22 protein-coding genes are annotated in these 25,345 nt (G+C 42.0%); 10 read left to right on the forward strand and 12 right to left on the reverse strand.

Going from position 1 to position 25,345, the window contains the following annotated elements; translation table 11 throughout:
- The first annotated feature begins 60 nt into the window (after positions 1 to 60).
- Complete coding sequence (locus tag BUC20_RS07130; RefSeq protein WP_073229159.1) at positions 61 to 3,249, forward strand: basic secretory protein-like protein; 3,189 nt, start codon at positions 61 to 63, stop codon at positions 3,247 to 3,249.
- 53 nt (positions 3,250 to 3,302) lie between these two features.
- Here the strand turns inward: BUC20_RS07130 and BUC20_RS07135 are convergent, their stop codons facing one another.
- Positions 3,303 to 3,650: a GIY-YIG nuclease family protein gene (locus tag BUC20_RS07135; protein ID WP_073229163.1), complete on the reverse strand. Its 348-nt coding sequence runs from the start codon at positions 3,648 to 3,650 to the stop codon at positions 3,303 to 3,305.
- 134 nt (positions 3,651 to 3,784) lie between these two features.
- On the opposite strand from BUC20_RS07135, the gene BUC20_RS07140 reads away from it, so the two are divergent.
- The 3 genes from BUC20_RS07140 to bioD all read left to right on the forward strand — a co-directional run bounded on the left by BUC20_RS07140 (position 3,785) and on the right by bioD (position 6,413).
- Positions 3,785 to 4,561 (forward strand): XRE family transcriptional regulator, encoded by a 777-nt coding sequence (locus BUC20_RS07140; RefSeq protein WP_073229166.1) that lies wholly within the window; start codon positions 3,785 to 3,787, stop codon positions 4,559 to 4,561.
- Between the two features lie 96 nt (positions 4,562 to 4,657).
- Positions 4,658 to 5,809 (forward strand): aminotransferase class I/II-fold pyridoxal phosphate-dependent enzyme, encoded by a 1,152-nt coding sequence (locus tag BUC20_RS07145; RefSeq protein WP_073229169.1) that lies wholly within the window; start codon positions 4,658 to 4,660, stop codon positions 5,807 to 5,809.
- Positions 5,802 to 6,413 carry a dethiobiotin synthase gene (bioD, locus tag BUC20_RS07150; RefSeq protein WP_073229171.1) on the forward strand — a complete coding sequence of 204 codons (612 nt, stop codon included), beginning with the start codon at positions 5,802 to 5,804 and terminating at the stop codon, positions 6,411 to 6,413. The genes BUC20_RS07145 and bioD overlap by 8 nt, the downstream gene beginning before the upstream one ends.
- 86 nt (positions 6,414 to 6,499) lie before the next feature.
- Here bioD and rplT read toward each other — a convergent pair whose 3' ends face one another.
- From rplT to thrS, 4 genes are all read right to left on the reverse strand, one after another.
- Positions 6,500 to 6,844 carry a 50S ribosomal protein L20 gene (gene rplT, locus BUC20_RS07155; protein ID WP_073229174.1) on the reverse strand — a complete coding sequence of 115 codons (345 nt, stop codon included), beginning with the start codon at positions 6,842 to 6,844 and terminating at the stop codon, positions 6,500 to 6,502.
- 74 nt (positions 6,845 to 6,918) lie between these two features.
- A complete protein-coding gene (rpmI, locus tag BUC20_RS07160; protein WP_041887185.1) occupies positions 6,919 to 7,119 on the reverse strand; it encodes a 50S ribosomal protein L35 in 201 nt (66 codons plus the stop codon).
- Positions 7,120 to 7,145: 26 nt separating this feature from the next.
- Positions 7,146 to 7,715 (reverse strand): translation initiation factor IF-3, encoded by a 570-nt coding sequence (gene infC / locus BUC20_RS07165; protein WP_008238148.1) that lies wholly within the window; start codon positions 7,713 to 7,715, stop codon positions 7,146 to 7,148.
- A gap of 13 nt (positions 7,716 to 7,728) precedes the next feature.
- Entirely contained in the window at positions 7,729 to 9,654 is a 1,926-nt protein-coding gene (thrS, locus tag BUC20_RS07170) for a threonine--tRNA ligase (protein WP_073229176.1), read from the reverse strand.
- Positions 9,655 to 10,126: 472 nt separating this feature from the next.
- Between thrS and BUC20_RS07175 the strand changes: the two genes are divergently transcribed.
- Complete coding sequence (locus BUC20_RS07175; RefSeq protein WP_073229178.1) at positions 10,127 to 10,966, forward strand: hypothetical protein; 840 nt, start codon at positions 10,127 to 10,129, stop codon at positions 10,964 to 10,966.
- A 64-nt stretch (positions 10,967 to 11,030) separates the two neighbouring features.
- Here the strand turns inward: BUC20_RS07175 and BUC20_RS07180 are convergent, their stop codons facing one another.
- The 4 genes from BUC20_RS07180 to BUC20_RS07195 are packed head-to-tail and all read right to left on the reverse strand — an operon-like array spanning position 11,031 to position 15,769.
- A complete protein-coding gene (locus BUC20_RS07180; protein ID WP_073229182.1) occupies positions 11,031 to 11,759 on the reverse strand; it encodes a (Fe-S)-binding protein in 729 nt (242 codons plus the stop codon).
- Positions 11,760 to 11,794: 35 nt separating this feature from the next.
- On the reverse strand, positions 11,795 to 13,099 hold the full coding sequence (locus BUC20_RS07185) for an MFS transporter (RefSeq protein ID WP_073229185.1): 1,305 nt from the start codon (positions 13,097 to 13,099) through the stop codon (positions 11,795 to 11,797).
- A gap of 44 nt (positions 13,100 to 13,143) precedes the next feature.
- A complete protein-coding gene (locus BUC20_RS07190; protein ID WP_073229588.1) occupies positions 13,144 to 13,854 on the reverse strand; it encodes a head GIN domain-containing protein in 711 nt (236 codons plus the stop codon).
- 22 nt (positions 13,855 to 13,876) lie between these two features.
- Entirely contained in the window at positions 13,877 to 15,769 is a 1,893-nt protein-coding gene (locus BUC20_RS07195; RefSeq protein WP_073229590.1) for a RecQ family ATP-dependent DNA helicase, read from the reverse strand.
- 75 nt (positions 15,770 to 15,844) lie between these two features.
- Between BUC20_RS07195 and BUC20_RS07200 the strand changes: the two genes are divergently transcribed.
- Positions 15,845 to 19,087, forward strand: a complete 3,243-nt coding sequence (locus BUC20_RS07200) for an amidohydrolase family protein (protein WP_073229187.1) — start codon at positions 15,845 to 15,847, stop codon at positions 19,085 to 19,087.
- Positions 19,088 to 19,615: 528 nt separating this feature from the next.
- Here BUC20_RS07200 and BUC20_RS07205 read toward each other — a convergent pair.
- Together BUC20_RS07205 and BUC20_RS07210 are read right to left on the reverse strand one after the other, a co-directional pair.
- A complete protein-coding gene (locus tag BUC20_RS07205; RefSeq protein WP_143166727.1) occupies positions 19,616 to 20,236 on the reverse strand; it encodes a hypothetical protein in 621 nt (206 codons plus the stop codon).
- A gap of 38 nt (positions 20,237 to 20,274) precedes the next feature.
- Positions 20,275 to 21,504, reverse strand: a complete 1,230-nt coding sequence (locus tag BUC20_RS07210) for a BaiN/RdsA family NAD(P)/FAD-dependent oxidoreductase (protein ID WP_234994463.1) — start codon at positions 21,502 to 21,504, stop codon at positions 20,275 to 20,277.
- Between the two features lie 17 nt (positions 21,505 to 21,521).
- Between BUC20_RS07210 and BUC20_RS07215 the strand changes: the two genes are divergently transcribed.
- Both BUC20_RS07215 and purE read left to right on the forward strand, forming a co-directional pair.
- The gene (locus tag BUC20_RS07215) at positions 21,522 to 22,661 is read left to right on the forward strand and encodes a 5-(carboxyamino)imidazole ribonucleotide synthase (protein ID WP_073229190.1); all 1,140 of its coding nucleotides are present in this window, start codon (positions 21,522 to 21,524) and stop codon (positions 22,659 to 22,661) included.
- Positions 22,661 to 23,152, forward strand: a complete 492-nt coding sequence (gene purE / locus BUC20_RS07220; RefSeq protein WP_073229193.1) for a 5-(carboxyamino)imidazole ribonucleotide mutase — start codon at positions 22,661 to 22,663, stop codon at positions 23,150 to 23,152. The genes BUC20_RS07215 and purE overlap by 1 nt, the downstream gene beginning before the upstream one ends.
- Here purE and BUC20_RS07225 read toward each other — a convergent pair.
- Positions 23,149 to 23,712, reverse strand: coding sequence for a YqgE/AlgH family protein (locus BUC20_RS07225; RefSeq protein WP_073229195.1), 564 nt, complete (start codon positions 23,710 to 23,712; stop codon positions 23,149 to 23,151). The genes purE and BUC20_RS07225 overlap by 4 nt on opposite strands.
- Positions 23,713 to 23,761: 49 nt before the next feature.
- Here BUC20_RS07225 and pdxH point away from each other — a divergent pair, with 49 nt between their 5' ends.
- Together pdxH and BUC20_RS07235 are read left to right on the forward strand one after the other, a co-directional pair.
- The gene (gene pdxH, locus BUC20_RS07230; RefSeq protein WP_073229197.1) at positions 23,762 to 24,412 is read left to right on the forward strand and encodes a pyridoxamine 5'-phosphate oxidase; all 651 of its coding nucleotides are present in this window, start codon (positions 23,762 to 23,764) and stop codon (positions 24,410 to 24,412) included.
- A 26-nt stretch (positions 24,413 to 24,438) separates the two neighbouring features.
- Entirely contained in the window at positions 24,439 to 25,329 is an 891-nt protein-coding gene (locus BUC20_RS07235) for a 3-hydroxybutyryl-CoA dehydrogenase (RefSeq protein WP_073229200.1), read from the forward strand.
- The last annotated feature ends 16 nt before the right edge of the window (positions 25,330 to 25,345 follow it).

Genomic DNA, 25,345 nt, shown 5'->3' on the forward strand with positions numbered 1-25,345 from the left:
TCTGTAAACTTAATAAGACAATTTTGCGTAAATTTAAACACAACAAAATATAATCACACTATGAATCTGAGCTCTACTCTCTTTAGACGATTACTCCCTGTTCTGATTATTCTCCTGGTGTCTGCTGCTTCCGTCCGGGCACAGGTTTTCGGACAAAACATAGTCAGGTATAAAAATGAGAAATTCAAAGTCCTGCAAACACCCCATTTTGAGATCTATTATTACCTCAAAAATGAGAAGATGATCAAGAAATTTGCACAGGATGCAGAGACCTGGTATAAAATGCACCAGGAAGTATTCAGAGACACCTTCTTAAAGAAAAATCCCATCATTTTATACAACAACCATCCGGATTTCCAGACAACTACCGCATTAAACGGTGAAATCGGAATCGGTACAGGCGGGGTAACAGAAGCCTTTAAAAACAGGGTGATCATGCCTGTAATGGAGCTGAACAACCAAACCCGACATGTATTGGGCCATGAGCTTGTGCATGCTTTTCAATACCACCTATTACTGGAAAAGGATTCTATCCCACTGGAGAATGTAGGCCAGACACCATTATGGATGGTGGAAGGGATGGCAGAGTACCTTTCCATCGGGAAAACAGATGCCTTTACCTCCATGTGGATGAGGGATGCTTTGTTAAACAGGGATATCCCCTCTTTAAAAGACCTGACCAACTCCAACAAATATTTCCCTTACCGCTACGGACAGGCGTTCTGGACCTTTGTAGGATCAGTTTATGGAGATACCACCATCGTTCCTTTGTTTAAGGCGACCGCGAAATATGGTTATGAAAACGGATTAAGGTATACTTTCGGATATGACGACCGTACGCTTTCAGGTTTATGGAAAAACGCCATTGAAGCGCATTACCGCCCGATGTTAAAATCTGACAGTTCCCAGGTAAAAATCACCGGGACAAAAATTATAGACAATAAGAATGCGGGAAACATGAATGTGGCCCCGGCAATCAGTCCGGATGGCAAGTACCTGGCATTTTTATCCGAAAAAGACCTTTTTGGAATTGACCTCTTTCTGGCAGATGCAAAGACGGGAAAGATCATCCGAAAACTCAGCAGTCAGATTTCCAATTCGCATATTGACGACTTTAACTTCCTGGAATCTGCAGGAACCTGGTCGCCGGACAGTAAGCAGTTTGCATTCAGTATCTTCAGTAAAGGCAGAAATCAATTGATGATCATTGATGTGGCTTCGGGAAGCGTAAAACTACGTGCCCCAATGGGAGAAGTATTGCAATTTGGGAACTTATCCTGGTCTGCCAATGGCGATGACATTGCTTTCTCAGGGATGGTAGAAGGTCAGAGTGACATTTTCTCTTATAACCTGAAAACCAAACAGGTTACCCAAATCACCAACGATACCTATTCTGATTATGCACCAAATTATGCACCTGATGGAAAGAAGATCGTCTTTTCTTCCGATAGGGCTTCTATGTCTGCAAATAAGAATACAGCCGTTCATGCACTCAACCTGACAGTCTATGATATCGAAACCAAAACCCTGACCGACATTCCGGTCTTCCCGGGTGCAAACAATTTGAATGCGCAGTTTTCCGGGGATAGCAACAGGATTTTCTTCCTGTCTAACAGGGATGGTTTCAGAAATATGTATGAGTACAACCTTTCCGATAAAAAGGTAAAACAGCTGACCGACTATTTTACAGGAATCAGTGGAATCACAGAATTCTCTCCTGCAATGTCAGTTTCCAGAAATGATGATATTGTATATAGCTATTACCGTTCACAACGCTATACGTTATACAACTCACCACTTAGCAATTTCAGGTCGAAACCGGTAGATGCAAATGAAGTGAATTTCGATGCGGCAGTCCTCCCTCCTATGGAGAACCTGGGTGTGGACATCGTAAATTCTAATCTGGCTAACTTTGAACGTTTCGAAAAAACAACCACAGACTCCATGAGACTGGTGCCTTACAGACCTAAATTTAAGCTGGATTACCTGGCGAACAGTGGTGGTGTAGGTGTATCAACGAGTCGCTTTGGAACAGGTTTACAGGGTGGTATTTCTGGTCGTTTCAGTGATATTCTTGGTAGAAATCAAATCATAGCTAACCTTGCTGTAAATGGAGAGATCTATGATTTCGGGGGCTTGGTAGGATACATTAACCAGTCGAGCAGAATCAACTGGGGTGGTGCGATTTCCCACTCTCCATATGTAACGGGCTTCCGGGACATTGCTGCTGAACAACTGGATGGACGTGATGGGAAAGTCAATGTATATAACGACCGGACCAATATCATCCGTACTTTTGAAGAACAGGCTCAGCTATTTGGTGCCTATCCATTCAACAAAGTACACCGCTTTGAACTGGGAGGAGCTTTCTCCCGATATACCTATCGCGTAGACCGCTTCAGTAACTATTATCAGGATCTCGGTGGAGGGATTATCGGAGGTTATCTGGGCTCAGATAAAAATAAAATCCCTACAGATCAGGCTTCCAGAGAGCTGGGCATCTCCCTGAATTCATTTACTATTTTGCAGGCGAATGCCTCTTTTGTGGGAGACAATACCATTATGGGAATGACTTCTCCTCTGGAGGGATTCAGATACCGGGTAGGTGCAGAACAATATTTCGGAGATTATAAATTTTATGCCTTATCCCTGGATGCCAGAAAATATGTACGTCTGAAGCCTTTTACCATTGCCGCAAGAACCTTTAACTACTTTAGAATTGGAGAAGATGGAAAAAGACTTTATCCATTATTTATAGGATATCCTTATTTCATCAGAGGTTATGAGGCCAATTCATTCTACAAAAGCCGCAACTCTACCAGCGGAGATTTCGACATCAACCAATTATCAGGAAATAAAATTGCGGTCTTCAACTTCGAAGTACGCCTGCCACTTACAGGACCTAAAAAGTTAGCACAGATTCCTTCAAAATTCCTGTTCACTGACCTGAACTTTTTCTTTGATGCAGGTTTAGCCTGGAATCAAGGCAATAAGGTGGTATTCAAGGATCAACCTACATACACCACTCAACCTGCCAGAGATGCACAAGGAAACATCAGACTGGATGCTGCTGGTCAGCCCATCATGACTCAAGTTACCAATGAGCGCGTACCTGCCATCAGTTTTGGTGTATCCTTAAGGGTGAATGTATTTGGTTATTTTGTATTAGAACCTTATTACGCGTTTCCACTACAACGTAAAGACGTTAAAGCCGGTGTATTTGGGTTAACCTTTGCCCCAGGCTGGTAAAATCATTTGAACGGAACACCCCGGCAAACGGTTGGGGTGTCCCGGTTCAAAATCTATGATAGAATAAAGGGAAGATTCACCTGGTTCATCATCTTCTTACTGCTGATGATGTGTTCAAAGTCCAATCCGATCGTCAGATCAATCCAATCCGGATTACAAGCCCTTACCATCCGCTCTTTCTGCATTCTGGTAAACCTGCTGATTACTTTAAACCTGCTCAATGCCTGAGCTTCAGTTTTAAACTCTTCGAAATAAACCAATCTCGTCAGCTGCTCGCCGCAATCAAAAAATAAACTAGGCATCTGCTTATAAAAATCAAGCGTCTTAATTAAATCAGAACTCATTCCAACATGTAAACTCTTGCGGTTTCTATCAGTTACGATATATACAAATTTCTTCATGACTAAAGGATTAAATGATATAAACTAATTTAGTTAGTACAGCTATTTGGTATTCGAATAAATATTACTAACTTTATTGGTACAATAATACTAACAATATTAGTAAAAACAAATAAATATTAAACTTTTATTTTATGTCAAATATATCCTCCAACCTGAAGTACCTTAGAAAGAAAAAAAGCCACACACAGCAGCAATTCGCTGATGCTATGGGCATTAAGAGATCGCTCATTGGAGCGTACGAAGAAGACCGGGCGGAACCTAAATATGATTTGCTAAAAAAAATAGCAGAGTATTTTGACCTGACCATAGACGAGTTTATTAACGAAAACATCAATGATAACTGGAAACCGAAGCCAAAAAGCCAGGGTTCAAACCTGAGAATTCTCAGCATCTCCGTAGATAAGGACGATAAAGAGAACATAGAAATGGTCCCGGTGAAAGCAAGTGCAGGTTACCTGAACGGATTCTCAGATCCGGAATACATCAAGGACCTTCCTAAATTTCAACTCCCCCTCCCTTTCTTAAAACAAGGAACATTCAGGGCTTTTGAAATCTTAGGGGATTCGATGTTGCCCATCCAGTCGGGAAGTATCATCCTTGCAGAATACCTGGACAACTGGAATGATGTAAAAGCCGGAGAAACGTATATCATCATCAGCAAAAATGAAGGTGTAGTTTATAAAAGAGCAGGAAATCGCTTTAAAGAAAACAAAGAACTGAAACTGATCTCAGACAACAAGATCTATGATCCTTATACCATTGCTTCAGATGAAATTCTGGAAATATGGAAAGCCAAGGCCTTCATTTCTTCTACGCTTCCTGATCCTACACCAGAACCTACAATTGAAACACTGAGCAGCATGATGGCACAAATGCAGAAATCAATTTCACAGCTCAACAAAAACTAAATAATAGTCAATGCTCAACCGTTCAGGAACGGTCATTTGTCATAAAATCAAAATAAAGAAAGCAGGTTCCTCCTGCTTTCTTTATTTTTGGACCATATGAACAAAACCGGGCAGTTTATACAAGACAGGTTACAAGCCAGAGCAGACAACGGATCGTTAAGGAAACTATCCAGACTCCATCTGCCTGTCGACTTTTGCTCTAACGATTATCTGGGTTTCTCCAGATCAGTGATATTGAAAGATCGGATCGAAACCCTGCTCCTGCAAATCCCAGACCTGCGCAGCGGATCCGGTGGTTCCAGGTTACTGAGTGGCAACCATGCCTTTACAGAAGAAACCGAATCGCTCATCGCTCAATTTCACCAGGCAGAAAGCGGATTGATCTTCAATTCCGGTTACGATGCCAATATTGGCCTGATCTCCAGTTTAGCGCAGCGTACAGACACGATCATCTCTGATGAGCTCATTCATGCAAGCCTCATAGACGGAGCCCGTCTGAGCCATGCCAGCAGGTATACCTTTAAACACAATGACCTTGATGCCCTGGAAGCAAAACTGAAACTGGCCACCGGAAATATTTATGTGCTGGTAGAAAGTGTGTATTCCATGGATGGCGACCTCGCCCCTTTAACAGAAATCAATGCCTGCTGCAAAAGATATGGTGCAAACCTCATTGTAGATGAGGCACATGCCCTGGGAATTTTTGGAAGCCATGGCACAGGAAGGGTTCAGGAACTTGGCCTGGAAAAAGAGGTATTTGCAAGGGTGGTCACCTTTGGCAAAGCTTTAGGTTGTCATGGGGCCATTGTACTGGGAAGCCCATCTCTCCGTCAATACCTCATTAATTTTGCAAGGTCTTTCATCTATACCACCGCTGCCCCCCTTCATGCCATTGCCAGTGTCCATGCCGCCTATCAGTTACTTGCAGAAAGGGATTATACCCCAATCATTACGGAAAGAATTGAGGAATACAGCAGTCGGATTGAAATGGCAGGAATCCCCGGCAAATCGGGCAAAAGCAACATTTCAGGTAAAAGCAGCATTCAAACCATTCTTTACCATAGCAGTGAAAAAGCAAAATTTGCAGCAGAAAGCCTGCAGCAACAAGGACTCGATGTCCGGGCCATCTTAAGCCCCACCGTCCCGAAAGGAAGCGAGCGGCTAAGAATATGTTTGCATACCTATAATAATAACGAAGAAATTCAAACACTGATCAGTCAGCTGGTCTTATTAAAACAACATGAGTAAAACTTATTTCATTACCGGAATCGGAACAGGTATCGGAAAAACCATAGTCAGTGCCATCCTGACGGAAAAACTACAGGCAGATTACTGGAAACCCATCCAGTCCGGTGACCTGGATCATAGCGACAGCTTATCTATCGCCGCGTTAATCAGTAATCAAAAAACAACCATCCATCCGGAACAGTTCAAACTCACCCAGCCCCTTTCCCCGCATTTATCGGCAAGGATAGATGGCATTCAGATCACAGCTGCAGCCATAACAGCTCCCGCGACCAGCAACAACCTCGTGATAGAAGGCGCAGGTGGCTTAATGGTCCCCATCAATGAACAGGAACTGATCCTTGACCTTATTAAAAGCTTAAATGCAAAAGTGATTGTTGTTTCACAAAACTATCTGGGCAGCATCAACCATACCCTCCTCACCCTGGAAGTATTGAAATTAAACAAAGTTGAAGTAGAAGGGCTCATTTTCAATGGTCCTGCCAATGAGGAATCTGAGCGTTACATCAGTACCTATTCCGGCATCCCTATTCTGGGAAGAATTCCTCAGCTGGAAAACCTGGATCAGGAAAGTGTGTTAAAAGCGGGAGAACACATCGCTTTCTAACAAAAAGACATCTATAAAAATAAAATACCGTGCATAAAAAAGGGAGCTAATTGCTCCCTTTTCCTTTATTAAAATGACCTTACGATCTATTTTACTGCATCAATAACAGCTTTGAAAGCTTCAGGATGGTTCATTGCTAAATCAGCTAAAACCTTACGGTTAAGACCGATGTTTTTAGTAGCTAATTTACCGATCAGTTGAGAGTAAGAAATACCATGTTGACGTGCTCCAGCGTTGATACGTTGAATCCATAATCCACGGAATTCTCTTTTCTTAACTTTACGGTCACGGTATGCATATTGCAAACCTTTTTCTACCGTATTTTTAGCAATGGTGAAAACCTTACTTCTTGATCCCCAATAGCCTTTGGCCATATTAAGGACTTTTTTCCTTCTTCTTCTCGAAGCTACTGCGTTTACCGAACGTGGCATAGTGTGTTGTTTTTTGATAAACGGTGTTGCGTATTACAGCAAACTTACTACCGGGTACCTGGTTAAAAATTTAATTATTTACCGATGGCAAGCATACGCTTAACGTTGCCCATATCAGCTGCGGACACCATTGAAGTGTGACCCAAATTACGCTTACGTTTAGTCGACATCTTGGTTAAGATGTGGCTTTTGTAGGCATTCTTCCTTGCGATTTTACCTGTTCCAGTAAGCGAAAAACGCTTTTTAGCACTGGAATTGGTTTTCATTTTTGGCATAACCTGTGTTTATTTATGTAATTTATTTATTTTTTAGCAACTTTTGGAGCCAGCGTTAAAAACATACGCTTGCCCTCTAACTTAGGTAATAACTCCACTTTACCGATATCTTCAAGCGCCTGTGCAAATTTCAGTAAGAGAATCTCTCCCTGCTCTTTGTAAACAATTGCTCTACCTTTAAAGTGTACGTAAGCCCTAACCTTCTCCCCGTTCTCCAGGAAGCTAACCGCGTGTTTCAGCTTGAACTGAAAATCGTGATCGTTGGTATTAGGACCGAAACGGATCTCCTTAATTACGGTCTGTTTTGCGTTTGCTTTAATCTCTTTCTGCTTTTTCTTCTGCTCGTAAACAAACTTACTGTAATCAATGATCCTACATACCGGAGGCACTGCATTTGGAGAGATCTCAACCAGATCCAATTCCAATTCGTCGGCAAGGGCTAAAGCTTTTGCCAAAGGATAGATCCCCGGTTCAACATTATCTCCAGCTAATCTAACCTCCTGAGCTCTGATAAACTGATTAATATTATGTTCTGCTTCTTTTTTCTTAAAAGGAGGACGTGGTCCCCTGTTAAATCCTGGTCTGCCTAATGCCAAATTTATATACTATTTAAATTGTTATTTCTTTAATTAATAATTCACTGAACTCCTGCTGAGTCATTTCACCTAAATCTCCCTCACCATGTTTACGTACTGAAACCTTTCCTTCTGCCATCTCCTTCTCACCGATAATCAGCATATAAGGTATTTTCTTAACCTCAGCGTCTCTGATTTTCCGTCCGATTTTTTCATCCCGAAAGTCAATCAAACCGCGAATATCGGAATTATTTAATTCATCTGAAACTTTTTTTGCATAATCTTCATACTTTTCAGAGATCGGAAGAATGATAAACTGTTCAGGAGAAAGCCATAATGGGAAATTACCAGCGCAATGTTCGATCAATACTGCGATGAAACGCTCCAGGGAACCAAACGGAGCCCTATGGATCATCACCGGACGGTGTTTCTGATTATCGCTTCCAGTATACTCCAGTTCAAAACGTTCCGGTAAATTGTAATCTACCTGAATTGTTCCCAACTGCCATTTTCTTCCCAAAGCATCTTTTACCATGAAATCCAGCTTCGGACCATAGAATGCTGCTTCACCATATTCCACTACAGTAGGTAAACCTTTTTCTGCGGCAGCCTCAATGATCGCAGATTCTGCCAGATGCCAGTTCTCATCAGAGCCAATGTATTTCGACCTGTTTTCCGCATCTCTTAAAGATACCTGTGCAATGTAATCGTTGAAACCTAAAGATTTAAACACATACAATACCAGATCAATTACTTTTTTAAACTCTTCTTTTACCTGGTCCGGGCGACAGAATAAATGGGCATCATCCTGAGTAAAGCCACGAACTCTTGTTAAGCCGTGAAGCTCTCCGCTCTGCTCATAACGATATACTGTTCCGAACTCTGCAAAACGCAAAGGAAGGTCTTTATAAGAACGTGGTTTAACTTTATAAATCTCACAATGGTGAGGGCAGTTCATCGGCTTAAGGAAAAACTCCTCTCCTTCCTGCGGAGTTTTAATCGGCTGAAAAGCATCTTTACCATATTTTTCATAGTGACCTGAAGTAATGTACAGGTTCTTATGACCAATATGAGGAGTAACTACCTGCTCGTATCCCGCTTTACCTTGTGCTTTAGTTAAAAACTGAACCAGACGTTCGCGCAATGCCGCACCTTTAGGCAACCACAACGGCAAGCCCATTCCTACCTTCTCAGAGAAAGCAAATAATTCCAGTTCCTTACCCAATTTACGGTGATCTCTTTTCTTCGCCTCTTCAATCATGTGAAGGTACTCAGTCAGCTCACTTGCTTTAGGAAAAGTAACCCCATAAATACGGGTCAATTGTTTTTTTGTTTCATCACCACGCCAGTAAGCACCAGCCACATTCATCAATTTTACCGCTTTTACAAAACCGGTATTTGGAATGTGTGGCCCACGACAAAGGTCAGTAAACTGTCCCTGGTTATAGAAAGTGATTTTTCCATCTTCCAGACCTTCTAAAAGGTCCAGCTTGTACTCATCTCCCTTTTCAGTAAAATACTTAATCGCATCTGCTTTAGAAACGCTTTCCCTCACAAAAACTTCTTTCTGTTTGGCCAGCTCTAAAATCTTGGCTTCAATTGCCTTGAAATCATCTGAAGAAAACTCCCTGTCGCCGAAATCTACGTCATAATAGAAACCGGTTTCAATGGCAGGACCTATCCCGAATTTTGTACCCGGGTAAAGGGCTTCCAATGCTTCGGCCATAATGTGGGCAGAAGAATGCCAGAAGGTAGATTTACCGGCAGCATCATTCCAGGTCAGCAACTTTACAGATGCATCTCCTTCAATTGCTCTTGAAGAATCCCAGATCTCACCGTTAACTTCGGCTGCTAAAACGTTGCGCGCTAATCCCTCTGAAATAGAGAGCGCGATCTGATGGGCAGTTGTGCCCTTTTCGTACTGACGACTGGAGCCGTCAGGTAATGTAATGTTAATCATCTACAACTATGATTTTAGTGAATTAATTGATTTATAAACATTTACAATAATTTCTATTTTACGTGTAATAAAACATTATTGCAAACAACTTGAGATATTCTCATCGTCTAAGAGCAAATATAAGGTTTATAATTTGATTTTTCTTATCCTGACCTACTTCCTACACCCGATACAACAACTTTAGAGAGGCGGACAACCGATATCCACACAGAATTAGCACGGGAACATAAGACGACGAAATAAAACACATCTGCGATGATTCGTTTTTACAATAATTATCATAAAACCATCCTTATATTTATTTTCACTAAAAACATCTACATTTGCATAAAATTTTAGTTGCCACATCGAAATATGCAAACGCTATAAAAGATACCACAACTGATATCCAGACCATTCAACAATAAAGCAACCCGCATTCTCATACAGCAGACTGCTAAGGCCATATTTAAAACTATATATCCAAGTAACAATGAAAAAACAGCTATTAACACTTGCCGCAATTCCCCTTCTTTTTATTGCCTGCAGTAAATCCTCCACGGCCCCTGAAACTACTCCTGAGGTAATTCCTGAAAAAAAACTGGTTAAAGTTGAAGCAAAAATGACCCCCATTAAAGCCGGAGTCCCTGTTTCTGCTGACACCTTTACCTGGTCAAGAAAGGAATTTGATCAGGATGGTAATATCACATTGTCAATGATTCGTGTGGGAATGAATGGGCCTCTAAGCTATGAAGAAGAAATCACCTACAAGTACGAAAACAAGAAAGTAACAGAGGTAAAAGAAGGCAATTACAGAAATGCATATGCTTACATTGGTAATACTACTGTAGAGATAAAAAAATATAAGCTCTCCGATTTATATGAGACAGAGACACGGGAGATTGGTGCAAATGGAAAAGTTTCCAAAATATATTATTATCAGGCCCAGGGTGAAGAGCGCAAATTATTCCAAACCACCATATTCAGCTACGACGCCAACCAAAGAAACACCACTAAAGAATTTCTGACTCCACCTGATTTAAATGGTGATCAGACCATTTACACCTATGATGCGAAAGGCAACGTACTTACCGAATCATCTTTTAACAGAAAGACAAATACAATTATCCGGGAACTGAAATTTGGTTACAACTATAATGAGAAGGGTCAGCTACAGGAATACATTGATGGATCTGGTTCTGATTACAAAAAATTCAAAAACACATACGGAGCAGACGGGATGCTTACCATTCAGGAGCTATCTAAATCCAGTAATTTCGACGGCCCATTTGAACAAGTTGGCCAGATCAATTACACCTATACTTACAAATAAAGAGGAGAATGGTTCCCCGGATGATCAGCATGAACCGGGGAACCGTTATTTAAATAGTGGATGATTAATATTCCAACCATCCGTTCGCTAAAACATCGGCCAAATGCATTGTTTTTAAAGGAATGTTGTTCTTATCGATATATCCCTGCAAATGCATCAGACAGGAAAGGTCTGTAGAAATCACGTATTCTGCTCCCTGTTCCAGGGCATTGTTCACTTTCTGCTCTGCCATAGCAGAAGAAATCGCATCAAATTTTACAGAAAAGGTTCCGCCGAAACCGCAGCACATATCGGTATCTTTCATTTCCACCATTTCCAGACCATGAACCTTGGACAACAACAACCTTGGCTCCTCTTTGATCTTGCATTCGCGCAATCCGCTGCAGGAATCATGATACACTGCTTTTCCATCCAGTTCTGCACCGAAATAATCCCTTTTCAGCACATTCACCAGGAAATCTGAAAGTTCAAATATATTAGACTGTATATTTCTGCATTTATTATGGACGATCGTATTGGTAAACAGGTCGCTGAATCCATTCTTCACCATCCCTACGCAGGAGGCTGAGGGGGCTACGATATAGTCAGTTTCTGAAAAATCACTCAGAAATTTAGTTCCTGTTTCTTTCGCCTGCTCCCAATAACCTGCATTGTATGCCGGTTGCCCGCAGCAAGTCTGGGCAGAATTATAAAACACCTCACAACCCGCTTTCTCTAATAGCTTTATCGTATTAAATGCTGTCTCAGGATATAACTGATCAACAAAGCAAGGAACAAATAATTCTATCTTCATGTGTATCTATTGTTCTTATTAAAAATGTATGATGGTTAACCTTTAACCATTTTTGGTGCCACTTTCCTAAGCAGTAGCAAAAATATCAATCCTAAAATAAAAAACGAGGCCAATGCAAAAATGGAATTCCGGATACTTCCTGTCAGCTCCTCAATATAGGCAAAAGTAAAAAGTCCGATCACCACTGCCAGTTTCTCCGTTACATCGTAAAAACTAAAAAAGGAGGTGGTATCGGGTGAGTTTTCCGGAATAAATTTAGAATAAGTAGACCTGGATAAGGACTGAACCCCACCCATAATCAGGCCGACGACAGCTGCCAATGCATAAAACTGATATTCGTTGGTGATGAAATAGGCCCCAATACAAGTCAGCACCCAGATGATGACCACCAGGATCAGCACCGTCACATTCCCGATTCTTTTAGCCAGTTTAGACATCCAGACAGCCCCAATAATGGCCACCAGCTGAATGATCAGGATCACCGCTATTAGTTTTGAAGTTCCCAGGTGTAATGTTTTCTCCCCAAATCCAGCTGCTGCCAGCATGATCGTCTGCACCCCCATAGAATAAAAGAAAAAGGCAAGCAGAAAGCGTTTCATCACTTTCATGCTTTTCAATTGCCGCCATACTTTTATCAATTCCTGGAAGCCACTGTGCACCAGATTTTTATTGATTGACTGATAATTAGGACTACCTGCCGGTAATTTATTAAAAGGAATCTGTGCAAAAGCAATCCACCAGATGCCCACCAGCAGGAAAGACAACCTTGCAGGTAAGGAAGCATCGGTAATACCGAAAAGCTCAGGCTTCAATACAAACACAAAACAGATGATCTGCAGCAATACACTCCCTACATAACCATAGGCATAACCTTGTGCGCTCACCCGGTCCTGCTGGTCTTTTGTCGCAATTTCAGGGAGGTAAGAATTGTTAAACAATACCCCTCCGATATACCCCATTGCTGCAATAATGAAACAGATGATTCCCAGCTCCAGTGTTTCCAGCTTAAAGAAAAACAAGCCCATACAGGCAATCCCACCAATGTAAGTAAAGATCTTCATGAAAATCTTCTTATTCCCACGGTAATCTGCCGTTGCCGATAAAATGGGCAGCAGGATCACCATGATCAGGTAAGCCAGGGAAAGCGCATAATTGGACAGCGCCGTATTGGTAAACGTACGCCCAAAGAAAGTCACTTTATCTCCATGTTCCGAAGTGGTGGTGATGATCGTATAATAAGCAGGAAAAATAGTAGAGGTGATGACTAAGTTATAAGCAGAATTTGCCCAGTCGAAGAAAGCCCATGACCGGATAACTGTCTTATCGTTTTTCTGTTCCATGTATTAAATAAGGCAACTAAAGTAGCTAAAAAACAGCAATACGGCTAATTTACTTTCTCCAGCTTAGCAGCACCAGATTTTTTCTCGTCTACGTTCTTTGGGTTTCCTTTATAATAAATTTCACTCGATCCTGAGGTCTTCACTTTTAAATCATTCAGTACGTTGATATTGGCTTTCCCTTTTCCATCCACTGTGATGTCATAAATTCCGGCAACAAAATCAAAAGCATCTACTGAAGAGGTTCCGCTTGTTTTTAACACATGCGTTCCTGTCTGGCCAGTCAGGCTCAGTTTACCTATCCCATCAATTTTCGTGGTCACCTTACTCGCGCTGATGTTCAATTTCACATCGGAACTTCCGCTAAGGTCCATTTTCAGGTCTTTCACATACACAGGTCCTTCTCCGATTACCCTCACCATCCCGCTGGTATTCAACTCTGTCAGCTCCCCGATCCCTGCAAATACCACTACTGAATCCGTTCCGCAGTAGCTGCCATCTTCCAGTTTAAGCTCCAGTTCACTTCCGCTCACCCGCGACCTGATATGGCTCATCAAATTGGAATCCGCCTGAATCTTCACGTTATAAGTGCTATCCTGCGTCATCACCAACTTAATTGTTCCGCTCACTTTGATTTTATTATAACTTTTCAGTTCCACGACCTTACTGATCTGAAGTCCTGAATCTTCTATACATTTATCGGTACATCCTGCTAAAAATACGGGGATAGCTAGTGCAATAAGGCTTAATTTCTTCATGGGTATATAGGTTTGTTGCAATTTAAAGATAATAGTTTTTACCATCAGTTTTTATTTTTCCCGCATCCAGCAATTCGCGGATCCGTTCTAACTTTTCATTTTCGCTGCCGCTTTTAATCTCCGTCAGCAGCTCTTCTATCGTTTGGGTTTGCGTTTGCAACAGTTTGATCAGTTCAAAATCGATCCTGTCCGATAGCTGATCCAGCTCATCCTCCTTCTTTTCAGCCAGGCAAACATCACAAACACCACATTTATCGGCATTGGGCTCATCGAAATACCTCAACAGCTGCACATTCCTGCATTCTGCATTTCCGGTATAAGCCAATACTGCATTGATCTGGTCCAGCTGAATCTTTTTCCTCAGCTTGATGTATTTCACATCGATATCCATATGGACAAAATCAACCCTCGGACGGATGTATTGCAGCTGAGGCTGATCAGACTGAGGCAAATAAGACAACAGTCCCTGCTCTTCCAGGTTGCTGATCATCTTCTTTGCAGTGCTAAAAGACAAGCCTACTTTCTTGGCGATTTCATTTTCTTCAATTTTCACATATTGATCAAACGCGCCTCCATAAGACCTTAAAATGGCTTTGATCAAAGGATCATAACCTGCATTTTCAATCTGAAAGCGGTATACATCTTCATGCGAAGCGGTAAACAAAACCCGCGAGGGTAAAAATATGTTTTCCGACAAAGTCAGGTAACCATCATGTTCCAGGAATTTCAGGGCTGCCATGGTCTTAATCACCCCCACATTGAACCGCTTGCAAAAATCGGCAAGATCAAAGTTAAAGGTCAGCCCCTCTCCTGCACCAAAAGCCAGCTGGAAATAATTACCTAAATAATGGTATGTTTTTTTTATGTCATCTACTGAGGGAAAATGATCCGAATATTTGGCTTTTAAGGCCATCTGATCAGATTTATTGGCCAGTAAAACCGCATACGCTTTTTGCTCGTCCCTTCCGGCGCGTCCTGCTTCCTGATAGTAAGCCTCCAGGCTTTCCGGTAAATCCAGGTGCACCACAAAACGGACATCCGCTTTATCAATTCCCATTCCGAAGGCATTTGTGGCCACCATCACCCTGATCTTATTCTTTTTCCAGTCTTCCTGCTTCCGGAAACGTTCTGCTCTTTCTATTCCGGCATGATAAAAATCAGCGGCAATCTGGTTCCTGACCAGGAAAGAAGCAACTTCTGAGGTTTCCCTCCTGTTGCGCACATAAACCAATCCGCTCCCCTTCACATTCCTGACGATATCGATCAGTTTTTTATATTTATCTTCTTTATCCAGCACCACATAACTCAGGTTTTTCCGTTCAAAACTCTGAACAAAGACCTTAGGTGCGGTAAATTTTAGTTTTTCAATAATGTCTGCCCTTACAAACTGAGTTGCAGTAGCCGTTAGCGCCAATACCGGCACCTTGGGATGAATCTCCCTGATTTCAGCGATCTGCTGATATGGAGGCCTGAAATCATAACCCCATTGAGAGATACAATGTGCTTCATCTACTGCAATCAGGTTCACATTCATATAAGAAATCCTAACCCGCACAATTTCTGATAATAAACGTTCCGGAGAAAGGTACAGGAACTTGATTTTCCCGTAAATGCAGTTGTCGAGCAGGATGTCAATTTCTCTTTTCCCCATTCCTGCATAGATCGCGACGGCCTCAATTCCTTTCGCTTTCAGGTTTTCTACCTGATCTTTCATCAGGGCAATCAAGGGGGAAATGACAATGCATATTCCTTCCTTCACCAATGCAGGTATCTGAAAGCAAAGGGATTTACCTCCTCCTGTTGGCAATAATGCCAGGGTATCATGGCCATTTAAAACGGAACTGATGATGTCTGACTGTAGTGGTCTGAATGAATCAAATCCCCAGTATCTTTTTAATATCTCTGCTTCACTCATAAAAAGGTTACTCATCAAAACTATAAAAATGAACTGATATTATTAAATTGCGGGCTAATTTATACCATACGCCAAATGAAGAAAACCATACTTTCCCTCTGTTTCCTGTCCATTTTTCAGTCGTCATTTTCCCAGGAAAAGAAATGGGACATCGAAAAATTCCAGGGACCGACAAAAACCTTTAGCATCGACACTGATGAAGGTACCTGGATGAACCTCGACGTGAGTGCAGATGGTAAAGATATCGTTTTTGATTTGCTGGGTGATATTTACAGCATGCCCATTACCGGTGGCTCAGCAACGCTGCTGAGCGGAGGTGTAGCATGGGATATACAGCCCCGTTTTAGCCCAAATGGCAAATACATTTCTTATACCAGTGATAAAAATGGTGCAGACAACATCTGGATCATGAACCGCGACGGTTCCAATAAAAGGGCAGTCACCAAAGAAACTTTCAGGTTATTGAATAATGCCACATGGACACCAAACAGTGAATACCTCGTGGCCAGAAAACATTTCACCGGATCACGTTCCATGGGCGCAGGAGAAATGTGGATGTACAGTATTTATGGTGGTGAAGGGGTACAGCTGACCAAAAGAAAAAATGACCAGCAGGATGCCGGAGAGCCTAATATCAGTCCAAATGGAAGGTATCTTTACTTCAGTGAAGACATGACACCGGGTCCTGATTTCGAATACAGTAAAGACCCGAATGGTTTAATCTATGCCATTCGTCAGCTGGATATGACCACCGGAAAGTTCAGCAACCTGATCGCACAACCGGGTGGTGCTGCAAGGCCGCAAGTCTCGCCAGATGGCAAAATGATGGCCTACGTGAAACGAGTGCGCTTGAAATCAGTGATGTACATTCAAAATTTGCGTACAGGCGAAGAATGGCCGGTATATGAAGACCTTTCCCATGACCAGCAGGAAACCTGGGCGCTCTTTGGCGTTTATCCCAACTATGCCTGGACACCAGATGCAAAAAGCCTTGTCTTTTACGCAAAAGGGAAAATTAAAAGAATTGACCTGGCTACACTCGTATCTGCAGATATTCCCTTCCGTGTAAACAGCAAACAAACCGTTCAGGAGGCCCTGCATTTCCCGCATGGGGTTTTCAGCAATGAGTTCAATGTAAAAATGATCCGTCAGCTGACCACCTCTGCAGATGGTAAAATGGTTGTTTTTAACGCGGCCGGATTTCTTTACAAAAAAGAACTCCCTAACGGAACACCAGAAAGGGTAACCAATGGTATCGACTTTGAATTCGAGCCAAAAATCAGCAACGACGGTAAATATGTAATTTACAGCACCTGGAATGATGAACTGAAAGGTGCGATTAAAAGAACAGACCTGAAATCAGGAAAAACCGTTACCCTGACTGATGAAAAAGGTTTTTACTACTCCCCTTCTTATTCCAATAAAGGAGATAAAATCATTTTCAGAAAAGGCATCGGAAACGATGTACTGGGTTATGCTTATGGCAGAGGAACCGGAATCTTTATCATGTCGGCCAATGGCGGACCGAAAACACTGGTTTCTGACAACGGCATTAAACCTCAGTTCAATAGCGATGATACCCGCATTTATTTCCAGGGAAATGAAGGAGGAAAAAAAGCGTTTAAAAGCGTTGACCTCAATGGTGGCAACGAAAGGACACACTATACCTCCACTTATGTAACTCAGTTCACACCTAGCCCCGACGGCAAATGGATGGCCTTTACAGAATTGTTTAACGTATACATCACACCAATGGTGACTGTTGGAACCCCTCTGGAGCTTTCATCCACCAATAAATCCATTCCATTGACCAGGGTAACTGCAGATGGAGGAACTTATATCCACTGGAGCAATGACAGTCAGAAGCTCTTCTGGACCTTAGGAGAACAATATTTTAGCAGAGAGATCAATACCGCTTTTAACTTCTCAGATTCCGGAAACAGTACACCTGTCCATAAACCAGACACCACTGGCATTGCGATCGGACTAAAACTTAAAAGCGATGCACCTACCGGATTACTTGCTCTAAAAGGAGCCAGAATCGTAACCATGAAAGGTGATGAAGTGATTGAAGAAGGAACCATCCTGATAGAAAACAATAAAATCATCTCCATCGGAAAAGCAGCAGAGCTCTCCATCCCTGATCAGGCAAGGGTAATTGATGTAACGGGCAAAACCATTATGCCAGGCATAGTGGATGTACACGCGCATTTAAGAACAAGTCCGGACGGGATCTCCCCTCAGCAGGACTGGTCTTATATGGCTAACCTTGCTTTTGGGGTAACGACTTCGCACGATCCATCATCCAACACAGAAATGGTGTTCAGTCAGTCGGAGATGCTCAAGGCCGGAAGAATGGTAGGTCCACGTTTGTACTCTACAGGGTCTATTTTATACGGAGCAGATGGAGATTTCAAAGTAGTGATCAACAGCCTTGATGATGCCCTATCCCACCTGAAAAGATTAAAAGCAGTAGGTGCATTCTCCGTAAAATCATACAATCAGCCGAGAAGAGATCAGCGTCAGCAGGTGCTTGAAGCGGCCAGACAATTAAAAATGGAAGTCGTACCGGAAGGTGGATCTACTTTTTTCAGTAATATGAATATGGTTGCTGATGGACATACGGGAATCGAACACAGCATTCCTGTAGCACCGGTATATAAAGATGTAACCTCATTCTGGAACAACACCAATGTAGCTTATACGCCTACTTTGATTGTAAGTTATGGCAGTCAGTGGGGCGAAAACTACTGGTATGACAGGACCAATGTATGGGAAAATGAAAGACTAATGGCCTTTACCCCACGTCCGATTATTGACTCACGCGCCAGAAGAAGGACGACTTCAGAATATGGAGATTACGGCCATATAGAAGTTGCAAAAGCGGTTAAACAGATTGCAGAAGGTGGTACAAAAGTAAACCTTGGTGCTCATGGACAAATTCAGGGATTGGGTGCACACTGGGAATTATGGATGTTGGTACAAGGAGGAATGACTCCTTTACAAGCCATCCGCAGCGCAACGTTAAACGGTGCAGCTTACCTTGGAATGGACAAAGAAATCGGTTCTCTGGAAACAGGCAAACTAGCCGACCTGATTATCATGGATGCGAATCCTCTAAATGACATCAGAAATTCTGAAAAGATCAAATATGTGGTGATCAATGGCAGAATCTATGATAGCCTTTCCATGAATGAAATTGGCAGTCGTGAGAAACTACGTGGTAAGCTTTGGTTTGAAATGGGTAAAGGGATGATTTATAGCTTCCCAACCGGGATTGCAGAGACATGGACTTATACTGTTCCTAATTGCGATTAACCTCAACTTGAAGAGTGCTCTTTGAGGGGGTGGTTTTTGAAGAGCACACTTTAAGGAGCACATTTTAAAGAGCACATTTTAAGGAGTTTAACTATATTAAGTTGTTCTTTAAAAAAAGAGCATATTCTTCAAAGACTGAAATCTTTTGCACGCTGAAGGGCGGCAAAATTTTCTAGGTCTTTTCAGAACATGCTCTTTTTTTTATTAAATACTGCATGATATATTGCTGTCTGCATGAGCGAGCCTTGCACTGTACCCGTTTAAATTCATCCTCTTCTGCTTTCTTTAAGAAGGTCTTTTAACATCATGCGATGGTGCAATCATTGTTTTAAAGAAAAAATATCCTTCTGCTTTGAAGACATTCGAATATTTGCCCTTCAGCAAAGATTCGGGGATGAAAAGGAGAGGGATATTTTTCTTTATTACCTTTCAGAGCAAAATTAAATTCAGATGCCATATAAAAAATGAATTTAAACGCCAGATAGAAATGGTTGATAAACTCAATAGCAAATTAAAACTAATGAGCGATTAATAAAGATCATTCGAATAAGGAACAAAGTCTTTTAACTTCGGCAAAGGGCTAATCCTGATGATTTTTCGGCGCTTATTGTCTTTTTTCTCTGAGTCATCGTATTTCTCTGTTTCAAGATAAACACCTGTAGACAAATTAAAATCGACAGCACTCATTCCAAGGGGATCTGACGTTTTGGAGCTGTATCCTATCAATTCGAAATTTCCATTTTGATAACGAAATTTATGACGAAAGTGACCTCTTAAAAGCTGACAGAAAATATCAATCACACCCGCTTTGATCGTTACCTCGGAAAACCCATATCCATCTCTGTATCCGTCTTTTCCATTAGGATGTTGTTCATTAATCGCTTGATCAGTCAGGATGTTTAGTTGATACCCTCCACCCTTTTTGGCGAAAAAGATCTCCAGACGATAAGGGGAAGTATCGGCGATCGTATCCTGAGTAACGACTACAGAATCTAACAGTAAATCTTTGTTCAGATCTCCTTTAGCTATAGATACGATCACATTAAAATTCTCCTGTGCGCTAAGCCGGGCAGAAGAAACAATTAAAAGAATTGGAGTAAGCAACAATAACAGACCAACAGTGTTGATCATTTTAGTATACCTATTCATCGTGTGCATTGTTTTTATTTACCGATATGTTTGATCTGTTAAATGTTTTGAGCAATCACATAACCATTTGCCCAGGCCCACTGAAAATTATATCCACCAAGCCAGCCGGTTACATCAACACATTCCCCGCCAAAAAATAAGCCAGGGATGCGTTTACATTCCAGTGTTTTGGAAGACAGCTCATTGGTATCAATTCCACCACGCATGACTTCTGCTTTATCATAACCTTTATCACCTGCAGGTTTTACTTTAAACAGGTGAATGGTTTTCTGAATCGTTTCCAGTTCAGTTTTAGTCAGCGAGGCGACCTGTTTTTCTACAGGCAGGAATTTCCCCATGGCATCGGTGAATTTCTTCGGGTAAATCCGGTTGAATAAGGTGGAGAGCATCAACTTGCCATTGGATTTACGCTCTGTTTCAATCAGTTCAAGGATGTCCTGTCTCGGTAATAAATCAATATTGATCTCCTCTCCTCTTTTCCAGTAGGAAGAAATTTGCAGGATCGCCGGACCACTTAGCCCCCAGTGGGTAAACAGGATGTTCTCTTCAAAAGAGATGCGGTCGTTGCTCACCTCACAGAAAACGGAGTTTCCGGATAGCTGTGCATACCAGTCTTCGTCTTTGCCTGTGATCGTTAAAGGAACCAATGCAGGTGCTGTTTCAATGATTTTCAGGTCGTGCTTTCTGGCAAAACGCAAGGCGAAATCGGTAGCTCCCATTTTAGGAATCGGCAATCCTCCGGTCGTGATGACCAGCTTTGGTGCTTTTAAACTGCGCGATTTATTTCCTTTCTCAAAACGGACCTCAAATCCTGCTGCTGTTTGTTCGATATCCATCACCTGTGCATCACAGATGATCTGTTGGCCGAAGTCTTCACAAATATTGGTAAAGGCAGCGACAATGTCTTTTGCATTCTTTCCATCAGGAAAAAGTTGCCCTAATGTTTTCTCTTTTCCGGAGATGCCATAAGTTTCAAAAAAGCTGATCGTATCTTCTACTGTCCATTGCGTAAATGCCGATTTGGAAAAGTGTTTGTTATTGGAAATGAACTGTTCATCAGTGGCAAACAGATTGGTATAATTGCACCTGCCTCCTCCGGAGATCAGGATTTTTGCTCCCGGTTTATCACTTTTCTCCAACAAAATTACCCTTTTCCCCAGGTACCCTGCCTGAACCGCACACATCAAACCGCAAGCTCCGGCGCCAATAATTATAGCATCTACATCCATCAATCCGTTTATATTGTTATTTTTGTGCAAAATAAGCATTACTTTTTCATATCGATATGGCAAAACAAATAAGTGATTTAAAATTAGGCATATTAGGTGGCGGTCAATTGGGCAGGATGTTGATACAGGAGGCCATCAATTATAATTTAACCACTTTAATTTTAGATCCGGATACAGACGCTCCATGTAAACACCTTGCAAACTACTTTGAATGTGGTTCCATCACTGATTTCGACACCGTATACAACTTCGGAAAAAAGGCAGATATCATTACTATTGAAATAGAAAAGGTAAATATTGAAGCGCTGGAACAGCTGGAAAAAGAAGGCAAGCACGTTTATCCACAGTCAAGGGTAATCCGTTTGATTCAGGATAAAGGCGTTCAAAAACAATTTTTCAAAGAAAACAACATCCCTACTGCACCATTTCAGCTGGTGAATACCAAAGAAGACATGCGCAACAGTCAGTTTCCATTTCCTTATATGCTGAAACAGCGTAAAGATGGTTATGATGGTAAAGGGGTCATGAAAATAAACAACCTGGCGGAAATCGAAAATGCTTTTGATGCCCCATGTTTAATTGAACAACTGGTAGATTTCGAGAAAGAGGTGGCTGTGATTGTTTCCAGAAACCCTAACGGTGATGTCAAAACATTCCCAATGGTGGAAATGGAGTTCAATGCAGAGGCAAACCTGGTAGAATTTCTGATCTCTCCTTCTACTTACCCTGTTGCCATTCAGAATAAAGCAGAGACCATTGCCAAGAACATCGCCTCCTCACTGAACATTACCGGACTACTAGCGGTAGAAATGTTCATCACCAAAAACGGAGATATCCTGGTAAATGAATTGGCACCGCGTCCACACAATAGCGGACACCATACCATTGAAGGGAATTATGTTTCTCAGTTTGACCAGCATTTACGTGCGATCTTTAACCTTCCATTGGGTGATACCCGCACGATCAGCAATGCGGTAATGATCAATCTTTTGGGAGAAAAGAACCACAATGGCGTGGCTAAATATCAGGGATTAGAAAAGATCATGGCCATTGAAGGGGTCTATGTCCACCTTTATGGTAAAAAATACACCAAACCTTTCCGCAAAATGGGACACATTACCATTGTAGACCAAAACCGCGAGAAAGCAATTGAAAAGGCCAATTATATTAAAAACACACTAAAAGTTATTTCCTAATGAGCATACAAGTAGGCATTATTATGGGCAGCAAGTCTGACCTTCCTATCATGAAAGACGCAGCCGATATCCTCAAAGAATTCGATATCCAATTTGAAATGACCGTAGTGTCTGCTCACCGGACTCCGGAAAGAATGTTTGAATACGCGAAAAATGCAGCATCTAGAGGGTTAAAAGTGATCATCGCCGGTGCAGGTGGTGCAGCACATTTACCTGGTATGGTTGCTTCGATCACTACCCTGCCCGTAATCGGTGTTCCTGTAAAATCGTCGAACTCTATTGATGGATGGGATTCTATTCTGTCTATTCTGCAAATGCCAAATGGCATTCCTGTTGCTACTGTCGCTTTAAATGCGGCAAAAAATGCAGGTTTACTGGCTGCACAGATACTGGCTACTGCAAGTCCGGAGCTTTCTGCTAAAATGCAGGCCTACAAAGACGACCTGAAGAAAAAGATTGAAGAAAGCGCGATAGATCTTGAAAATTATTAATTGAGGTTAGGATCCTGAGGGAAATTACTCACATGGGCGTATTTAGGTCCAAGGTTGATGATCACTTCCTTCCAGAGTTCCTCTTCATTGTTAGAGAATACCACATCAGCATGAAACTGATCGGACACAATCCAGGTATTCTCTTTCATTTCATTCTTTAGCTGGGCTCCCGACCAACCGGAATAACCGATAAAGAATTTAATGTCAGCCGGCTGAATGAGACGGTTGTTGATCAGCACCTTTAAAGTCTCAAAATTACCGCCCCAACATACCCCTTTGGCAATTTCCTCTCCATCTGTAATCAGGTCATGCCTTCTGTGGATAAAATGAATGGTGTCAATCGCCACCGGCCCTCCCAGGTAAACCGGAAAATCAGCACCCGCAAAATCGGGCACTAAATCGTTGAGCAGCAAAGTGCTGCGCTGATTCAGAATAAAACCTACCGTTCCTTCCTCCTGATGCTCAGTAAGAAAAACTACAGAGCGTTTAAAATTAGGATCCATTAAGAATGGTTCTGAAATTAATAATTTACCTGCTGATGGCTCTAATCGACTTAACATTTCGGAAATTTAGCGATAAAATTAAATAAACTAAAACCTATTTTTGTACATGGAGCTGAATAAAGAAAATCTACAGAATTTAAGACAGGAATACCGATCAGCAGAACTAGCCGAAACTGATGTGGAAAGCAATCCCATCCTGCAATTTAAAAAATGGTTTACAGAAGCCGTAGACTCACAAATCTATGAGCCGAATGTCATGACACTGGCCACCGCAAATTCCGACAGCAAGCCCTCAGCGCGTATTGTATTGCTGAAAGGTTTTGATGAAGACGGCTTTGTATTCTTCACCAATTACGACAGTGACAAGGGAAAAGACCTGGCAGAAAATCCACAGGCATCGCTCGTGTTTTTCTGGGCAGAACTGGAAAGACAGGTTCGTATTGATGGAGTGGTGAGTAAAATCGATGAGGAGGCTTCTTCTGCCTATTTTCATTCCCGTCCGGCCGGAAGTCAGATTGGTGCTTCCGCTTCTCCACAAAGCAGGGTCATTCCCAACAGGGAATCTCTGGAAGAGAAAGTTGAAAAACTAACAGCCGAATATAAAGATAAAGAAATTCCACGCCCGCTGCATTGGGGAGGATATCTGGTAGAACCCACACATATTGAATTCTGGCAAGGCAGACCGAGCAGGTTGCACGACCGTTTAAACTACCAGTTGGTGGATGGTTCATGGATTATCAATAGATTAGCACCATAATTACTTATTACCATAAAAAAACTTAAATGAAGAACATCGCAGTGATTGGCTCAGGAACAATGGGCAATGGAATCGCACATACTTTTGCGCAATTTGGCTATCAGGTAAACTTAATTGATGTAAACAATGAGGCTTTGGATCGTGCCATCAGCACCATCGGTAAAAATCTGGACCGCCAGGTAACCAAAGGAACGATTACTGAAACGGATAAGGCGAATACCCTGAAAAACATAACTAATTTCACACAGATTGCAGAAGGTGTAGCCAATGCAGACCTCATTGTGGAAGCAGCAACGGAAAACCTGGAGCTGAAGCTTAAAATCTTTAAAGACCTGGATACCTATGCCAAACCGGAAGCGATCCTGGCCAGCAATACTTCATCGATCTCGATCACCAAAATTGCATCTGTGACCAGCAGAGGAGATAAAGTGATCGGAATGCACTTTATGAACCCTGTTCCGGTAATGAAACTGGTAGAGGTGATCAGAGGTTATGCCACAAGTGATGAAACTACCGCAATTGTAATGGACCTTTCCACTAAACTGAGCAAAGCTCCGGTTGAAGTAAACGACTACCCTGGTTTTGTGGCCAACAGAATTCTGATGCCCATGATCAATGAAGCCATCTATACTTTATACGAAAGTGTGGCTGGTGTGGAAGAGATCGATACGGTGATGAAACTGGGAATGGCGCATCCGATGGGACCGCTTCAACTGGCAGATTTCATAGGCCTGGATGTTTGTCTGGCCATCTTAAATGTACTTCATGATGGATTTGGAAACCCTAAATATGCACCATGTCCTTTATTGGTCAATATGGTGACGGCAGGGAACAAAGGAGTGAAATCCGGAGAAGGATTTTACAACTATGCCAAAGGCGTTAAGGAAGCAGTTGTAGCCTCCAAATTCAGCAAATAATATCAATTACAAGCCT

The sequence above is a fragment of the Pedobacter caeni genome (assembly GCF_900129215.1).
In the GTDB taxonomy this organism is placed as follows: Bacteria; Bacteroidota; Bacteroidia; order Sphingobacteriales; family Sphingobacteriaceae; genus Pedobacter; species Pedobacter caeni.

What these genes read in the sequence shown, in the direction of transcription:
- BUC20_RS07130 (WP_073229159.1), top strand. Translation starts at nt 61, where the DNA reads ATGAATCTGAGCTCTACTCTCTTTAGACGATTACTCCCTGTTCTGATT.
- BUC20_RS07135 (WP_073229163.1), bottom strand. Translation starts at nt 3,650, where the DNA reads ATGAAGAAATTTGTATATATCGTAACTGATAGAAACCGCAAGAGTTTA.
- BUC20_RS07140 (WP_073229166.1), top strand. Translation starts at nt 3,785, where the DNA reads ATGTCAAATATATCCTCCAACCTGAAGTACCTTAGAAAGAAAAAAAGC.
- BUC20_RS07145 (WP_073229169.1), top strand. Translation starts at nt 4,658, where the DNA reads ATGAACAAAACCGGGCAGTTTATACAAGACAGGTTACAAGCCAGAGCA.
- bioD (WP_073229171.1), top strand. Translation starts at nt 5,802, where the DNA reads ATGAGTAAAACTTATTTCATTACCGGAATCGGAACAGGTATCGGAAAA.
- rplT (WP_073229174.1), bottom strand. Translation starts at nt 6,844, where the DNA reads ATGCCACGTTCGGTAAACGCAGTAGCTTCGAGAAGAAGAAGGAAAAAA.
- rpmI (WP_041887185.1), bottom strand. Translation starts at nt 7,119, where the DNA reads ATGCCAAAAATGAAAACCAATTCCAGTGCTAAAAAGCGTTTTTCGCTT.
- thrS (WP_073229176.1), bottom strand. Translation starts at nt 9,654, where the DNA reads ATGATTAACATTACATTACCTGACGGCTCCAGTCGTCAGTACGAAAAG.
- BUC20_RS07175 (WP_073229178.1), top strand. Translation starts at nt 10,127, where the DNA reads ATGAAAAAACAGCTATTAACACTTGCCGCAATTCCCCTTCTTTTTATT.
- BUC20_RS07180 (WP_073229182.1), bottom strand. Translation starts at nt 11,759, where the DNA reads ATGAAGATAGAATTATTTGTTCCTTGCTTTGTTGATCAGTTATATCCT.
- BUC20_RS07185 (WP_073229185.1), bottom strand. Translation starts at nt 13,099, where the DNA reads ATGGAACAGAAAAACGATAAGACAGTTATCCGGTCATGGGCTTTCTTC.
- BUC20_RS07190 (WP_073229588.1), bottom strand. Translation starts at nt 13,854, where the DNA reads ATGAAGAAATTAAGCCTTATTGCACTAGCTATCCCCGTATTTTTAGCA.
- BUC20_RS07195 (WP_073229590.1), bottom strand. Translation starts at nt 15,769, where the DNA reads ATGAGTGAAGCAGAGATATTAAAAAGATACTGGGGATTTGATTCATTC.
- BUC20_RS07200 (WP_073229187.1), top strand. Translation starts at nt 15,845, where the DNA reads ATGAAGAAAACCATACTTTCCCTCTGTTTCCTGTCCATTTTTCAGTCG.
- BUC20_RS07205 (WP_143166727.1), bottom strand. Translation starts at nt 20,236, where the DNA reads ATGAATAGGTATACTAAAATGATCAACACTGTTGGTCTGTTATTGTTG.
- BUC20_RS07210 (WP_234994463.1), bottom strand. Translation starts at nt 21,504, where the DNA reads ATGCTTATTTTGCACAAAAATAACAATATAAACGGATTGATGGATGTA.
- BUC20_RS07215 (WP_073229190.1), top strand. Translation starts at nt 21,522, where the DNA reads ATGGCAAAACAAATAAGTGATTTAAAATTAGGCATATTAGGTGGCGGT.
- purE (WP_073229193.1), top strand. Translation starts at nt 22,661, where the DNA reads ATGAGCATACAAGTAGGCATTATTATGGGCAGCAAGTCTGACCTTCCT.
- BUC20_RS07225 (WP_073229195.1), bottom strand. Translation starts at nt 23,712, where the DNA reads ATGTTAAGTCGATTAGAGCCATCAGCAGGTAAATTATTAATTTCAGAA.
- pdxH (WP_073229197.1), top strand. Translation starts at nt 23,762, where the DNA reads ATGGAGCTGAATAAAGAAAATCTACAGAATTTAAGACAGGAATACCGA.
- BUC20_RS07235 (WP_073229200.1), top strand. Translation starts at nt 24,439, where the DNA reads ATGAAGAACATCGCAGTGATTGGCTCAGGAACAATGGGCAATGGAATC.